General features: G+C 69.4%; 15 protein-coding genes and 1 pseudogene. 9 read left to right on the top strand and 7 right to left on the bottom strand.

The window, feature by feature from the left end:
- Positions 1-266 precede the first annotated feature (266 nt).
- The 7 genes from ACIQ7D_RS24780 to ACIQ7D_RS24750 all read left to right on the top strand — a co-directional run bounded on the left by ACIQ7D_RS24780 (position 267) and on the right by ACIQ7D_RS24750 (position 7,217).
- On the top strand, positions 267-2,009 hold the full coding sequence (locus ACIQ7D_RS24780) for a CocE/NonD family hydrolase (RefSeq protein ID WP_403940940.1): 1,743 nt from the start codon (positions 267-269) through the stop codon (positions 2,007-2,009).
- Positions 2,006-3,649, top strand: coding sequence for an AMP-binding protein (locus ACIQ7D_RS24775; RefSeq protein WP_403940939.1), 1,644 nt, complete (start codon positions 2,006-2,008; stop codon positions 3,647-3,649). Before ACIQ7D_RS24780 ends, ACIQ7D_RS24775 begins: the two co-directional genes overlap by 4 nt.
- On the top strand, positions 3,646-4,434 hold the full coding sequence (locus tag ACIQ7D_RS24770) for an enoyl-CoA hydratase/isomerase family protein (RefSeq protein WP_403940937.1): 789 nt from the start codon (positions 3,646-3,648) through the stop codon (positions 4,432-4,434). The genes ACIQ7D_RS24775 and ACIQ7D_RS24770 overlap by 4 nt, the downstream gene beginning before the upstream one ends.
- A complete protein-coding gene (locus ACIQ7D_RS24765; protein WP_403940935.1) occupies positions 4,431-5,189 on the top strand; it encodes an SDR family oxidoreductase in 759 nt (252 codons plus the stop codon). Before ACIQ7D_RS24770 ends, ACIQ7D_RS24765 begins: the two co-directional genes overlap by 4 nt.
- Before the next feature lie 268 nt (positions 5,190-5,457).
- A complete protein-coding gene (locus tag ACIQ7D_RS24760) occupies positions 5,458-6,147 on the top strand; it encodes a TetR/AcrR family transcriptional regulator (RefSeq protein ID WP_403940933.1) in 690 nt (229 codons plus the stop codon).
- 86 nt (positions 6,148-6,233) lie between these two features.
- Positions 6,234-6,482, top strand: a complete 249-nt coding sequence (locus tag ACIQ7D_RS24755; protein ID WP_403940932.1) for an SDR family oxidoreductase — start codon at positions 6,234-6,236, stop codon at positions 6,480-6,482.
- Between the two features lie 42 nt (positions 6,483-6,524).
- Positions 6,525-7,217 (top strand): TetR/AcrR family transcriptional regulator, encoded by a 693-nt coding sequence (locus tag ACIQ7D_RS24750; RefSeq protein WP_403940930.1) that lies wholly within the window; start codon positions 6,525-6,527, stop codon positions 7,215-7,217.
- Positions 7,218-7,549: 332 nt separating this feature from the next.
- On the opposite strand, the gene ACIQ7D_RS24745 is transcribed toward ACIQ7D_RS24750, so the two are convergent.
- Complete coding sequence (locus ACIQ7D_RS24745; protein WP_403941178.1) at positions 7,550-7,909, bottom strand: cyclophilin-like fold protein; 360 nt, start codon at positions 7,907-7,909, stop codon at positions 7,550-7,552.
- Between the two features lie 177 nt (positions 7,910-8,086).
- Here ACIQ7D_RS24745 and ACIQ7D_RS24740 point away from each other — a divergent pair.
- Positions 8,087-8,447: pseudogene (locus ACIQ7D_RS24740) on the top strand (helix-turn-helix domain-containing protein); the annotation flags it as partial.
- Between the two features lie 3 nt (positions 8,448-8,450).
- Here ACIQ7D_RS24740 and ACIQ7D_RS24735 read toward each other — a convergent pair.
- The 5 genes from ACIQ7D_RS24735 to ACIQ7D_RS24715 form a co-directional block, all read right to left on the bottom strand.
- A complete protein-coding gene (locus tag ACIQ7D_RS24735) occupies positions 8,451-8,882 on the bottom strand; it encodes a YybH family protein (RefSeq protein WP_403940928.1) in 432 nt (143 codons plus the stop codon).
- Between the two features lie 146 nt (positions 8,883-9,028).
- Entirely contained in the window at positions 9,029-10,051 is a 1,023-nt protein-coding gene (locus ACIQ7D_RS24730) for an alcohol dehydrogenase catalytic domain-containing protein (protein ID WP_403940926.1), read from the bottom strand.
- 129 nt (positions 10,052-10,180) lie between these two features.
- Complete coding sequence (locus tag ACIQ7D_RS24725) at positions 10,181-11,587, bottom strand: carboxylesterase family protein (RefSeq protein ID WP_403940924.1); 1,407 nt, start codon at positions 11,585-11,587, stop codon at positions 10,181-10,183.
- 125 nt (positions 11,588-11,712) lie between these two features.
- On the bottom strand, positions 11,713-12,243 hold the full coding sequence (locus ACIQ7D_RS24720; protein ID WP_403940922.1) for a hypothetical protein: 531 nt from the start codon (positions 12,241-12,243) through the stop codon (positions 11,713-11,715).
- Positions 12,244-12,355: 112 nt separating this feature from the next.
- On the bottom strand, positions 12,356-12,946 hold the full coding sequence (locus ACIQ7D_RS24715) for a TetR family transcriptional regulator (RefSeq protein ID WP_403940920.1): 591 nt from the start codon (positions 12,944-12,946) through the stop codon (positions 12,356-12,358).
- A 98-nt stretch (positions 12,947-13,044) separates the two neighbouring features.
- On the opposite strand from ACIQ7D_RS24715, the gene ACIQ7D_RS24710 reads away from it, so the two are divergent.
- Positions 13,045-14,022, top strand: a complete 978-nt coding sequence (locus ACIQ7D_RS24710) for an aldo/keto reductase (protein WP_403940918.1) — start codon at positions 13,045-13,047, stop codon at positions 14,020-14,022.
- 98 nt (positions 14,023-14,120) lie between these two features.
- Here ACIQ7D_RS24710 and ACIQ7D_RS24705 read toward each other — a convergent pair.
- Positions 14,121-14,381 (bottom strand): helix-turn-helix domain-containing protein (locus tag ACIQ7D_RS24705; RefSeq protein WP_403940916.1); only part of this gene is annotated, 261 nt, incomplete at its 5' end.

Here is a 14,381-nt window from a genome sequence, read left to right as displayed (position 1 = left end):
CCGTGCACGTACCCGACGATTCCACCGTCCCGCCGGGCGGTCACGGTCTCGAAGCCCTCGGTTTCACAAGCGGCCTCCAGGCGGGTTCGGAACGAGTCGGCGGAGAAGAACGGGTCACCGACGCACGGGCTCGGCCGGCTCCAGGCGGGGCCCGGCGCAGGTGATCACGGAAGGTCAGCCCCTCCGTGGTAATTGACAGGGTACGAACGTACCTCTTAACGTACCCATATGACGGGGCGACGTCGCCAGCTCAACGAGGAGCATCGATGCAGCACGTATACGACATAGATGTCCGGATTCCGATGCGCGACCGTGTGGCACTGGCCGCCAACGTGTGGCATCCGGCCGAGGGGCAGGCTCCGACGCTGCTGGTGCGCATGCCGTACGGCAAGGACGGGATGGTCATAACCCTGGGAGGGGTCATGCCTGACCTCCTGGCTTTGCTGGAGGCCGGCTACGCGCTGGTGGTGCAGGACTGCCGGGGCACCTACCGTTCGGAAGGCGAGTTCGTTCCGCATATGGCCGACCGGGCCGACGGCGAGGACACCGTCGCCTGGATCGCCGAGCAGCCGTGGTCGGATGGCACGGTGGGCATGTACGGGGCGTCCTATCTCGGCATGACCCAGTGGGAGACCGCCGTGACCGGTGCCCCTGCCCTCAAGGCGATCGCACCGGCCTTCACGTCGATCGACAACTACGAGGCGCCCTGGTACGGCGCGGGCGGTGCGCTCTCACTGAGCCTGGTCACGTGGTGGAACGCCATGATGTACGCGGCCGACGCCCAGCGGTCCCTGGCGGCCGGCGAGGGCACTGTGTCGCAGCTGCGGCAGCTCGGTCAGGCGGCGCTGTTCCCGGAGCCTCTCAACGATGTGCTGCCGACGGCGGAGGTTCCGGTCCTGGCGGCGTACGGGAAGTGGTGGGACGACTGGATGGCCCACCCCTCCCACGACGCGTACTGGGACGCCATGGAGCTCACGCCCGAGCTCAGGAACGTCACGGCCCCGGCGCTCAACATCGGCGGCTGGTACGACCTCTACATCGGCCAGACCGTACGCGCCTACACCACCGCTCGCCGGAAGGCAGGCAGCGCGCAGGCGCGTGAGGGGCAGCGGTTGATCATCGGCCCGTGGGACCACACGGCCACGACCGGCGCCTATCCCGACCGCTCCTTCGGCCCGCTGGCCAGTGCCCAGGTGTTGGGATTGACCGGGCTGCAGGTGAAGTTCTTCGACCGCTGGCTCCGGGGCGACACCACCGCTCTGGACGACGTGGCACCGGTGAAGATCTTCGTGATGGGCATCGACCAGTGGCGCGACGAGCAGGAGTGGCCGCTGCCCGACACGAGGTGGACCGACTTCCACCTCACCAGCGCCGGCCATGCCAACACCGCGGACGGCGACGGCGTGCTGAGCACCGAACCACCCACTGGCACCGGGCACGACACCTATCTCTACGACCCGCGCCGCCCGGTTCCCACAGCCGGCGGGGCATGCCTGCCGATGACGCTGGGATTCGGCGGCCCGGTCGACCAGCGGACCGTCGCCGGCCGCGAGGACGTCCTGTGTTTCGCCGGCCCCGTGCTGGAGGAGGCTGTCGAGGTCACCGGTCCGGTCAGCCTGACTCTGTTCGTCTCCTCGTCGGCGGTGGACACCGACTTCACCGCCAAGCTCGTCGACGTCTTCCCCGACGGCAGGGCGATCAACCTGTGCGACGGGATCCTGCGCGCCCGCTACCGGGGCGGCCTCGCCACCGAAGAACTGATGGAGCCCGGCGCGGTCTACGAGATCACCGTCGACATGACCGCCACGTCGAATGTGTTCCTTCCCGGTCACCGCATCCGCGTGGACGTCTCCAGCAGCAACTTCCCCCGCTACGACCGTAACACCAACACCGGAGGCGTCATCGCCCGCGAGAGCGAGGAGCAGATGATCCCCGCGGTCAACCACATCCACCACGGGCCGAACCACCCCAGCCGCCTGATCCTGCCGATCATCGAGGACCGGGCGTGAGCGCCACCGACCGGGTCGCCGAACTGACCACGACATTCTCCGCACCCTCCCTGAATGCGGCCTGGCTGCTGTGCGACCGGCATCCCGCCGACCGTGTCGCGTTCACCGTCGTCGACAGCGCCGGCGAGTCTTCCACGCTGTCCTACGGAGAGCTCGCCGTGGACTCGCACCGCTGTGCGCGGGCGCTGCAAGGGCTCGGGGTCGGTCCGGGTGACCGGGTGGCGACCCTGATGGGCAAGAGCGCCGACCTGGTCACCGTCATCCTGGCGATCTGGCGGCTGGGCGCGGTCTACGTCCCGCTGTTCACCGCGTTCGCTCCCCAGGCCATCGCCCCGCGCCTGGAAGGCTCCGGTGCGCACGTGGTGGTCGTCGACCCGGACCAGCGCCACAAACTCGACCCGGGTCCCGACATGCCGGACGACCCCCAGCGCCGGATCGTCGTCACCGGAACCGCCGCCTCCCCCGGTGACGTGTCGATGGCCGACCTCGTCGCCGCCGCGTCGCCGGAGCCGGTGCCCGCCGTCACCACCAGCGGGGACGGACCTCTGGTGCACATGTTCACCTCCGGCACCACCGGCAAGCCCAAGGGGGTCATCCACCCCGTCTCCTACATCGCCGGATGGCAGATCTACCTGGAGTACGGCCTCGGCGTCACCCAGGACAGCAGTTACTGGTGCGCCGCCGACCCCGGCTGGGCCTACGGGCTCTACGCGGCCATCGTCGCCCCGATGGCCGCCGGCATCCCCAGCCTGCTGCTGTCCGGCGGGTTCTCCCCGGAGACGACCTGGCGCACCCTCCTCGACCACCAGGTCACCGACTTCACCGCCGCCCCGACCGTGTACCGGGGCCTGCGCTCCTCGCCGGTGCCGGTGCCGCCCGGGCTGCGCCTGGAACGGGCGTCCAGCGCGGGAGAGCCCCTGACCCCCGAGGTCAATGAGTGGACCGGGGCCACCCTGGGCCTGGCCGTGCACGATCACTTCGGGCAGACCGAGGTCGGCATGCCCCTGGCCAACCACCACCATCCCGAACTCGCCCGCCCCCTCAAGACCGGATCGATGGGCCGGCCGCTGCCCGGCTGGAGCCTCACCGTCCTGGCCGACGACAAGGACGAACCCACCGAACCAGGCGTGCTCGGCCGGGTCGCGATCGACGTCACGGCAAGCCCGCTGATGACCTTCCGTGACTACCAGACAGCAGGCCAGAGTTACGGCAAGTTCACCGCCGACGGCCGCTACTACCTCACCGGCGACGCCGGGCGCATCGACGCCGACGGCGACTTCTTCTTCTCCTCCCGCGACGACGACGTCATCATCATGGCCGGCTACCGGATCGGGCCGTTCGAGATCGAGAGCGTCCTCGCCCAGCACCCCGCCGTCGGCGAGTGCAGCGTCATCGGCGCACCCGACGAGGTCCGCGGCGAGGTCATCGAGGCATACGTCGTCCTCCGCGACGGCACCGACGCCTCACCGGAACTGGCCACCGAGCTCCAGCAGTTGGTCAAGACCCGCTACGCCGCCCACGCCTACCCGCACACGATCCACTTCATCGACGCCCTGCCCAAGACCCCCAGCGGCAAGACCCAGCGCTACCTGCTGCGCAAACGCCGACGCACCGAACTCACCACCCGAGAGACACAGTGACCGACACCGAACCCCTCCTCGTCGAACAACGCGGCACCGTCCGATGGCTCCTGCTCAACCGCCCCAAGCGGCGCAACGCCCTCGACGTTTCCCTCATCGAAGCCCTCGACAAGCAGATCACCAGCGCCGAGGCCGACCCCGGCACCGCCGTCATCGCCGTGGCGGGCAACGGGCCGAGCTTCTGCGCCGGCGGGGACTTCCACCAGTTCCTGGAGCTGCACGACCGCGGCGAGAACCCGGTCAACTTCCTGACCGACATCTCGGCTTGCTTCAGCCGCATCGCGGCCAGCCCGAAACCCTGGGTCGCCGTTCTGCACGGTCACGCCGTCGCCGGCGGCCTCGAACTCGCCCTGGCCTGCGATGTCGTCGTCGCCGCCGACACCACCCTCATCGGCGACGGCCACCTCACCCGGCGGCTCGTACCGGCCGCCGGATCAAGCGTCCGGCTGCCCGCCGCGGTCGGACGGGGCATGTCACGCTGGCTCCTGCTCACCGGCGAACTGCTGCCCGCCACCGCTTTCGCCGGCACCGGCTGGATCCGGGCGATCGTGCCCGAGCCGGACCTCAACACCACGGCCACCCGCATCTGCCACCAACTGGCCGACCGCAACAGCCCCGCCCAGCACCGCCTCAAAACGCTGCTGCACCGCATCGACGGCATCGCCCCCGAACACGCCCTGCGCGAGGAGCTGGCCACCTTCGCCGACAACTGGGAGGCGAGCTCGGTGGCCGACGCCCTGCGGGACTTCCTCGCTCCCCACACCACGAAAGCAGACACCACGTGAACCGCTACCACGGCCGCGTCGTCGCCATCACCGGCGCCGCCCAAGGTCTCGGCCTCGCCATGGCGACCCGGTTCGCCGCGGAAGGCGCCACCGTGGCACTGGCCGACGTCAACGAACAGGCCCTCACCAACGCCGCCGGGACCATCACCCACGCCCACGACGCGAAACTCCGCACCAGCCTGGTGGACGTGACCGACTCCGCCCAGGTCGATGCCTGGATCGACGGTGTCACCGCTGATCTCGGCCGCCTCGACGTGCTGGTCAACAACGCCGGCATCATCCGCGACAACCGCGTCGAGGACATCACCGACGACGACTGGCACGCGGTCATCGACGTCAGCCTCACCGGCGGATTCCACTGCGCCCGCGCCGCGTTCGCCCCCATGAAACGCCAGGGCTACGGACGTATCGTCAGCTTCGCCTCCATGTCATGGCGCGGGAACTTCGGCCAGACCAACTACGTGGCCGCCAAGGCCGGCATCGTCGGCATGACCCGCACCCTCGCGCTCGAAGGCGCCCGCCACGGCATCACCGCCAACGCCATCGCCCCCGGCCTCATCGACACACCCATGCTCGCCTCCATGAACGGCCCCGCACGCGACAAGCTCACCAACAAGATCCCGATGCGCCACACCGGCAGGCCCGAGGACATCGCCGAAGCCGCCGCCTTCCTCGCCAGCGAAGCCGCCGGCTACATCACCGGCATAGTCCTCGACGTCGACGGCGGCATCTCCATCGGATCCTCCATCCGGTAACGCGAGCCTGGCGGTCGAGCAAGTGCTCATCTCTTGCATCGGCCTTCGTCGTCCGGCCCATCACGCCGACCGGGCCGTAGTGACTGTGCGGCGATCGTGGAGGACAGTGACACCGCCAACGCGGTGAGCAAACCCATGCCTGAACGTCACCCTGGACATCCTCCGTAGGTACGTTAACCGGTACGCTGGTACCCATGCACAAGGGTGGGCCTTCCGGCCCGGACGATCGACCCCGCTTCGGCGGGGACCCTCATGGGAGACTGCTGCGGTGACGGCCCAAACCGACTCGCGTGACCGACGCCCGCGCCGAACAGCGCGCAGGCGGGTCGTCGACACCCGCCGACGGGACGAACTGCTGATCCAGGCCGAAGCGATCATCCTGGCCGAAGGCTTCACCGCGGTGACCATGGATGAACTCGCCCAGCGGCTGGGATGCTCCAAGGCGACGCTGTACAGCCTCGCCTCCACGAAGGAACAGCTGGTGCTGGCGGTCACCCGCACCTTCTTCCGGGAGGCGACAGCCGAGATCGAGCAGGCTGTACAGGCCGAGCCCGACCCCAGGCAGCGGATCCGCGTCTACCTCACCGGCGTCGGCACGGCCATGCGCCGTCATTCCCACGCCTTCTACGACGACATGGTCGGCTACGAACCGACGGCGCAGATCTACCGCAAGAACTCCGCCGCCGCGGCGCACCGAGTCCACGAACTGATCGAAGAGGGCGTGCAGACCGGCGTCTTCCGCGCGCTCAACGGGCATTTCGCCGCCCAGGTCGTGGCAGTCACCATCGACGCGGTCCAGTCGGGGGTCCTCCTGGAGAGGACCGGCCTGACCGCCGGCGACGCCTTCTCCGAGCTCGGGGACCTCCTGCTGGACGGGCTCAGCTCGGGGCAGGACACATTCGAGCCTGGCGCCACAGCTGTCCGCTCGCCCGGGGACCAGGCCTCGGTACCCAGGTAGAGCCCGTAGGGGCGCACCTCTCGGCTCCCTGACAGGGAGCCCCCCCACATGCGCAACAACGTGCATCGTCATTGCTTCACGATCCGATGCCGGACCGTGGAGCCGCTTTCGACGGCAGGTGCGCGCCCGGGCCGCTGTACTCCGGCTCCAAGCTCGGGATCGAGGACCCCGCGCAGCAGAAGGCGGTTCTGGAGGCGATCAGCTCCACCATCCCGCTGGGGCGCATGGGCATGCCCGAGGAGGTCGCGGAAGCCGTCGTGTACCTGGCCTCCGATGCCGCCGCCTTCACCGTGGGCCAGGACCTTATCCTGGACGGCGGCCAGACCATCCTCTGACATGCGAGGATGCGGCTGAGAATCGGGAGAAGGGGTGTGGGTATGACGGCGGCGGACCGTGACCGAGCGGAAACCGGTGACGGTACGGGCCAGGCGGGGTATCACGCGCAGATCAAGGCGGAGAACCGCGCGCGCATCATCCGCGCCGCCCGCGACCTCTTCCTCGCCCGGGGATACGACAAGACCTCCCTGGCCCAGATCGCCAAGGAGGCCAGCGTCTCCACCGGCACCCTCTTCAAGCGGTACCCCTCCAAGGCCGCGCTGTTCGCGGCCGTCACCTCCGAACAGTGGCAGCTGGACGTGGAGTACGCCGAACCGCCCCCGCCCGGTGATCCTCGATACGGTCTGGACCACATCGGCCGCGACTACGCCTGCCTGGTCGCGCGGCCCGGAACGGCCGCGCTGTGCCGCCTCATCATCACCGAACTTCCCCAGATGCCGGAACTCGCCGACATCGTCGGCACCGGCTTCGCCATCGACCGCGGACCCTTCTTCGAACGGCTCCGCGACTACCTGGACGCCGAAGCACAGGCCGGCACACTCGACTTCCGCTCGGCCGACGGACAGCCACAACCGACATCAGCCGTCGCCGAACAGTTCCTCGGCATGATCTGCGGCCAGCTCCTGTGGCCCCAACTCGTACGGACGGACTTCGTCCCACCCGACCCCACCGATACCACAATCGTGGACGAAGCCGTCGCCCTCATACTCACCCGCCACCGCGCCGGATCCTGAACCCCGCACCACCAGTTCACGCTGCCAGGGCGCCGATGCCTCGCCCTACCAGGACAGGTGCAGGTATGGGTGGACTCGACCGACAACGAATACGGACGAGCGCGACCGGTCCTCCCAGTAACCAACAGCGGCCGACGGCTGAGCCCGGACCGTGTCCTGCCTGTACTACCGGCTGCGGCGTCGGCCACCCCGGCTACACCGGCCACTCGGCGCCACCCTCATAAGAGAACGACTTCATTTCGCGACCTCCTTGATCGCCGAGACGGTGCCGTTGTAGGCGCCGCAGCGGCACAGGTCGCCGCTCATCCGCTCCGGTGGTTTCCGGCTGGGTCTCAGTCGACGGCCTCGATGGTGACGTCGACCGCGCCGTCGTACTTCTTGAAGGCATCGGCCCCCGAGTTGATTTCGGCGAGGATGACGATGCCGGGGGCGGGGATGGACTGGCCGTCGTGGTCGTAGAAGATGGCGATGTCGGGACCGGGCGACCAATAGGCGATGCTGCCGATCTCGTAGCTGGACCGCGACTCGCCTCCTGCGCTGAGAGACCGGGGCAGGTGAGCGTACTTCTCGCGCTTGAACAGGTCGTTCATCTGCAGCGTCAACGGAAGCAGCGAGGCGAAGTCGCGTGCCGTCGCGTTGTCGTCGAGGGTTGCGTTGAGGACGGCTTCTCCGGCGGTCAGTCGGATTCTCATATGGGTTCTGCCCTCTGGAGTGTTGTTGGAGTGATCGTCGGCGGCCGACGCGTACGCCGTGTTCATCGGGGTACGACAGTTCGGCACGGGCCCCGTGAGGCTAACTCCCACACCACCGCGATGGCAAGTCGACCCACTTACCATCGGGGCTTGGGGTTGGTCGGCCATTTGCCCGACACGGGCGGCGCCGATAGGTACGGACGCTTCCTGGACGCCCTGGAGCCGCACTTTCGCGAGCCGCACCAAGCGGCGGACCACGCCGAGCTGCCCGGCCGCTCGGTCCGCACCCTGAGCCGTGCCGCCCGGGACGCCACCGGCAAGGACGTACGTGAGGTCATCGACGCGCAGCGCCTCCTGGATGCCCGGCGCCTGTGGGGAGGTGCCCCGTGGGACGCCCGAGCTGTGGCCGTCCACCTCGGCTTCGCCGATCCCGCGAACTTCGGTCGCTTCTTCCGCGACCGCGCCGGTCCTCACCCCGGCCGCCTACGCGGCCCCCGAGGCGAGGACCGTGACGGAAACGCGGCGGAGGCCCCTTTGACCGTCAGGAGGCGACGGCTGTCTTCGCGGTCTGCGGGAACGCCCAGTGCGAGTGCACAATGCGCCACTCGCCCTCGATCAGCCGGTACGCCTCGGTGGCGTTCCAGGCCCGCAGTAGCCGTTCGTTGCCGTTGTCGTCGAGGACGTAGGTGTTCAGGTTGTAGGCCAGGAGCGCGAAGTCGCCGCTGTCGGCGACGCTCACCGCCGGGTTGAGGTACTCACTGCGCACGATGTGCGGGTTCGAGTAGATCGGGTCGATGTGTGCGATGACGTTGTCGCGTCCCACGACCAGTTCCTTGACGATCGGGTCGAAGTAGCTGACCTCCTCGGCGTAGTTGTCGAAGTAGCCGCGGTTGTCGCCGACGCTCCACCGTTCGTTGAAGGACTTCTCCATCTCCAGGATGGTCGCGCTGATCTCCGCCTTGTCGACGCTCATATCTGTTCCTGTGCCTTTTCACTTACGGATGCTGTGACCGGCCGTTGTCGAACGGCGCGCATCAAGGGGGTCGGTGGTCGTTTCTCGGTTGCCCGGGCCTCAGGGGCCCGGGTCTCAGTCGTCCCGGGTCTCAGTCGTCCCGGGTCTCAGTCGTCCAGGACGACGACGTGCTTGCCCGGCGTGGTGCCGGATTCGAGGTCGGCCTGGGCGTCACGGATCTGTTCCAGGCCGTGGTAGACCTTCGCGACCGGGACGTTGAGACGTCCTTCGGCGATGGCCTGGAGCTGGTGGGCGAAGACGTCGGCCGGGAGGTCGGCGGCCTGACCGCCGTAGGACGTCAGCCGCACCCCACCCGGGATCATGAACGGGCTGAAGTCGGGGATCGTCCACTGGCCCGCCAGGGCCCCGGTGAAGCAGACCGTGCCGTGCCGGCGGACGGTGCGCAGGGTGTCGGCGAGGACCGAGCAGCCCACCAGCTCCAGTACGGCGTCGACACCGTCCGGCGCCAGCTCGCGCACCTGTCCGGCGATCGTCCCGTCGTCGACGAGGGGATGGTCGACGCCCGCGGCCCGCAGTTCCCCCGCCCTTGCCGGGCTGCGGGTGGTGGACAGCACGGTGGCTCCGAGGTCCTTCGCGATCGTGGCCGCGCTCAGCCCGACCGTGGAGGTGCCGCCGCGGATCAGCAGCGTCTGCCCGGCCCTGAGGTCCAGGCCGCGGGTCAGCGATCCGTAGGCGGTCTGGAACATCTCCGGCAGCGCGCCGACGACCTCCCACGGCAGGCCGGTCCCGAACGGGATGACCTGCGCCACGGGGACCGTCACGTACTGGGCGTACGCGCCGTCGTACGAGCGGCCCATGCCGCCCATCATCGTGGCCACCTGCTGCCCCGGCCGCAGCCCGCTGCCCTCGTCGGCCTCGTCGACCACGCCGACGCCCTCGATGCCGGGCACCCGCGGGTAGGTGACCACCGCGTCCGACTCACCCTTTCGGGTGGTGACCTCGGACTCGTTGACACCGAACGCCTTCACCCTGATCCGCACCCAGCCAGGCTTGCGGACGGGCACCGGGACATCCTTGATCTCCAGTGCGTCGAGGCCGCCGGGCCGGGTGACGACGACGGCCCGCATCGTCGCCGGTGCGGCGCCGCCGGCTGCTGTCGATTGGCTCATGCCGTGCTCCCTACTCTGTTCGTCCCCCGGGGATGTGAAGGCGGAGCCGGGGCTCCGGGCGCAGGTACCCGGGTGATCAGTCAGTGGTGACCCTGCGCCGTTGCGCATCTCGGTATCGCCCGGTGACCGTCAGGGGCGGTCGATGCTCTCCCAGAGATCGAGCGCCGCCTGGTAGTGGGCATCGGCCTCGTAGGGCGGGTTGCCGACGCTTCCCGAGGTGGGCCGGTCCGTGACGGCGGGCCACAGACGGGTGTGCTCGCCGGTGGCGAAGTCGAGCACGATGTCGCGGATACGTGTGTCGCGCTCGGCCTGTTCGGGGCTGCGGTCCGGCCGTTCCTGGCCGACCAGGGCGTACATCTCTGTGCCGTGCACGGCGGGCGCGCCCTCGGCGGGCCCGATCATGAGGAGATGGGCGTTGCCGCCCGCCGCGGCGTGGGCCAGGGCGGCGCGGGCCGCGGGGAGCGCGAAGATGTAGTCCGACAGGAGTGCGCCGCGAACCTCGGCCGGGGTGCGGCCGCCCCGGTCGTAGGCCTCGACGATCTTCTTGGCGCGGGAGCGGGGAATGCGCCATCCCGCGAGCTGGTCGGTGATGCGGTCGACGGTGCCCGGGTCGAACCGGTCGAGGTCGTTCGCCACCCACCAGCCCATGTCGTCACTGGCCATGCTCAGCAGCACGTCGACATCGCGGTGTGCGCCCGAGGCCAGGACGTTCAGGGGGTTGTCCTGGACGACGCCGATGACCTGGTTGTCCATCCCGCCTCGGACTCCGAGGTCCGTCGGGGTGACCTTGCTCAGGGCGGCCACCAGGGAGGCTGTGTCGAGGTCGAGCAGCTTCTCCGGATTGTCCGCGACGCCGAGTTCGGTGACGAACCGGTGCGCGAGTTCCTCGGCCCACCAGGGCTGGATGCCACGAGAGGGCCCGCCGGAGAACCCTGCCAGTCTCCGGTACAGGCCGTCCGCGGCGGAGGCGCCGAGCAGCCCGAAGGTGGCGAAGGCGCCGGCGCTGTGGCCGTAGACCGTGACGTTGTCTGGGTCGCCGCCGAAGTGGGCGATGTTCTGCCTGACCCAGGTCAGCGCGGCGATGACATCGTGCAGACAGAGGTTGCCGGCCTCGGCGAGAGCGCCGCCGTACTGCGAGAGCGAGAGCGCGCCCAGGGCACCGAGCCGGTAGTTGACCGACACGCTCACCACACGTCCCGACGCGGCGAGACCGGAGGCGTTCGAGGTGATCTGCGTGTTCGCGCCATACTCGAATCCGCCGCCGTGGATGTACACGGTCACCGGGAGCGCCTTGCCGGCCGGCTGTTCGGGGGCCCACACGTTCAGGTTCAGACAGTCCTCGCCCATCCCGCTGTCCGCTTCGAGCCAGTCGCCGCTGTCGGGCTGGACAGAGACGACGCCCTTGCGGTCATAGGGGCGGTCCGGATCGAAGTCGGCGACCACGGGGCGGCGGTACCGCTCGGCGGTGGCGTACGGGATTCCCCACCAGGACCGCACCCCTGGTGCGGTCGGGGCCTTGGGAGCGGTGGCGGTCATGACAGGTCCTTCCAGCGCGGTTCGGGTGTTCGCGCGGTGCTTCGGCGGCTGGTTGCTCGCGGTGATGTCTCCCATCGTTTCCTGGGATCCGACAAAGCGCCCGGCGGCTAGCAGTCACCTGGTGGTCAGCAGGTGACACTTTCTTGCTTCTCTTCTTCTCGTAGCCCAGGCGCCGGGAGGAGGCCCGCGCAGCGCGCGGAGTGAGGCGACGGTGGCTGGAGGGGTGAGGCGATGACGACGACGGTCACCGGGCGGGTGAGCCTCAGCCGCTTGACGGCGTCGCAGCGGTCGCTTTCGGGGGCGTCGGGGTCGCAGGCGATCCGCACCGCGGCGTCGGCGGAGCGATCGGCGATGGCTCCCGTGAGCGTCTGGATCGCTTTGGCCGAGCGTTCCAGGATGAGGGCGTCCAGCGGCCTCGTCTCGCCGGTCCGCTCCGGTCCTTCGGATGCCGAGCGCAGCCGCAAGGCGCAGGAGGGAAGCGACGCGGGAGCGTCGGTTCCCCCGACATCGCCGTCAACGCCGCGGATGTGCGTGCATGGCACCTCCCCGCAGACGGGACTCCGGAATGACTCGTCCAGATCACCGCTGCCCGCCACAACGGCATCACCTACCACCCACCCGCAGCCGACCTGGGCTTCGTCGGCCTGGACGGCCACCCCGGCGCCCCGCTCGCCATTGCCGGTTTCACAGTCGCCCGCACCAGGCGCTCACCGGGCGAAGAGGCAGGCCGATGAAGCGAGGCACCGCTTCGAGGGCTCGGGGCACCTGTCAGTTCGCAGCCGCGGGAAACAGGCGCTCGACGGCAGCGACGATGGCGGCTCGGCGCGCCGTCAGGAACGTGGCGCGATCCGCGTCGGACGGGGGCAGCAGCTCAGGCTGTGCGGCCCAGGCCGTGGCGATCTGGTGGACGAGGACCAGGATGTCGACCGGGTCCCAGTGGTCGTCCAGTTGGCCGGCTTCCTGGGCGTCGCGGAGTTGCTCGACCTTGCCGGCCACCGATTCCCGGAAGGTGTCGTGGGGGAGGGAGTCGCCGGCGTCGAGCTCCAGCTGCCCCCAGCTCATGAGCCGGAAGCGCTCGGGGTGGTCGGTGAAGTAGTCATGGACGCGGCCGGCGTAACCGGGCAGGTCGGTGGGGTCCATGCGGGTCGCTTCGCCCACGGTCGCCAGCTCCTGCGCGGAGACGAACCGGTAAAGGGCCACCTTGCTGGAGAAGTAGGCGTAGACACGTTCCTTGCTCGTCCTGGCGGCCTTGGCGATCCGGTCGATCCGCGCCCCGGCGATCCCGCGCTGGGAGAACTCGGCCTTGGCGGCACTCACGATGCGGTCGCGGACCGAGTCTGCGCGGGTTGCGGGGCTCATGCCGCCACGCTACCGGACTGAACCGTTTGGTTTGCCGCTGAGCTGCGGTCGGAGTACGCTTAAAACCGAACCGTTTGGTTTGATATGAGGAGATTCGCATGCGGCACAGGACACTCGGCACCCAGGGCCTGACCGTCTCGGCGATCGGCTACGGCTCGATGGGCCTGACCCAGGGCTACGGCCCCAGTGACGAAGAGGCGGGCCTTGCCGCCATCCGCCGCGCCCACGACCTGGGCGTCACCTTCTTCGACACCGCCGAGGTCTACGGCTGGGGCACGAGCAACAACGAGGTTCTGCTCGGCAAGGCGGTGAGGGGCTTCCGCGACGAGGTCGTGCTGGCCACCAAGTTCGGCTTCGCGCAGACCGAGCAGGGCCTGGGCCTCAACAGCCGCCCGGACAACATTCGCACGGTCACCGACAACAGCCTGCGCTACCTGGGCGTCGACCAGATCGACGTCCTCTATCAGCACCGCGTCGACCCGGACGTGCCGATCGAGGAGGTCGCGGGCACCGTCAAGGAGCTCATCGGCGCGGGCAAGGTCAAGTACTTCGGCCTCAGTGAGGCCGGCCCGCAGACCATCCGCAAGGCGCACGCCGTCCAGCCGGTCTCGGTCCTGCAGACCGAGTACTCGCTCTTCGAACGCGACGTCGAGCAGCTCTTCCCGGTCCTCCAGGAGCTCGGCATCGGCTTCGTACCCTATTCGCCCCTCGGCCGCGGCTTCATCACCGGTACCGCCAAGCCCGCGGCGGAGTACGACGCCACCGACTTCCGCAGGACCAACCCGCGCTGGCAGCCCGGCAACTTCGAGAAGAACGTCGAAGCCGTGGACCGACTTGGCCGGCTGGCCATCGCCAAGGGCATCGCCGTCTCCCAACTCGCCCTGGCCTGGCTGCTCGCCCAGGGCGAGCACATCGTCCCGATCCCGGGCACCCGCAGTGCCGCCCGCATGGAGGAGAACGCCCACGCGGCCGACGTCACCCTCACCGAGGCCGATCTCGCCGCGATCCACGAGATCCTCCCGACCGGCGGATTCGGCGCCCGCTACGCCGAAGAGCATCTCCCCAACTGGGTCTGACCCAGCCCGAGCGGACCTCCGAATCGATCGGGAGTCCCGCAGCACGAGCGCCCGTTGCCCGGACGGTCAGGGATCCGCGCGCCGCCGCCGCACTCCGCTCACTGGTGGGCCGTGGTGTCGCGGGCGGCGAAGGCGGCCGGGGTGAGACCGGTGCGGTCGCGGAAGAAGCGGCCGAAGTTCGCAGGATCGGTGAAACCGAGATGGACGGCCACAGCCCGGGCTTCCCACCCCGCGTCCCCCAGCAGGCGCCGGGCTTCGAGCAGGCGCCGCTCGTCGATGAGCTCGCGCACCCCTTTGCCGGTGGCGTCCTGGGCGGCGCGGCTGAGGGTGCGGACCGAGCGGCCGAGCAGCTCGGCGTA

Source organism: Streptomyces sp. NPDC096310 (assembly GCF_044763125.1).
Classification (GTDB): domain Bacteria; phylum Actinomycetota; class Actinomycetes; order Streptomycetales; family Streptomycetaceae; genus Streptomyces.
Note: the sequence above shows the minus strand (reverse complement) of the source record. Positions and strands in the feature narration are given on the sequence as shown.

Bases quoted from the DNA above. Each gene is read 5' to 3' on its own strand.
- ACIQ7D_RS24780 (WP_403940940.1), top strand. From the start codon at position 267: ATGCAGCACGTATACGACATAGATGTCCGGATTCCGATGCGCGACCGT.
- ACIQ7D_RS24755 (WP_403940932.1), top strand. From the start codon at position 6,234: ATGCCGGACCGTGGAGCCGCTTTCGACGGCAGGTGCGCGCCCGGGCCG.
- ACIQ7D_RS24750 (WP_403940930.1), top strand. From the start codon at position 6,525: ATGACGGCGGCGGACCGTGACCGAGCGGAAACCGGTGACGGTACGGGC.
- ACIQ7D_RS24745 (WP_403941178.1), bottom strand. From the start codon at position 7,909: ATGAGAATCCGACTGACCGCCGGAGAAGCCGTCCTCAACGCAACCCTC.
- ACIQ7D_RS24735 (WP_403940928.1), bottom strand. From the start codon at position 8,882: ATGAGCGTCGACAAGGCGGAGATCAGCGCGACCATCCTGGAGATGGAG.
- ACIQ7D_RS24730 (WP_403940926.1), bottom strand. From the start codon at position 10,051: ATGAGCCAATCGACAGCAGCCGGCGGCGCCGCACCGGCGACGATGCGG.
- ACIQ7D_RS24725 (WP_403940924.1), bottom strand. From the start codon at position 11,587: ATGACCGCCACCGCTCCCAAGGCCCCGACCGCACCAGGGGTGCGGTCC.
- ACIQ7D_RS24715 (WP_403940920.1), bottom strand. From the start codon at position 12,946: ATGAGCCCCGCAACCCGCGCAGACTCGGTCCGCGACCGCATCGTGAGT.
- ACIQ7D_RS24710 (WP_403940918.1), top strand. From the start codon at position 13,045: ATGCGGCACAGGACACTCGGCACCCAGGGCCTGACCGTCTCGGCGATC.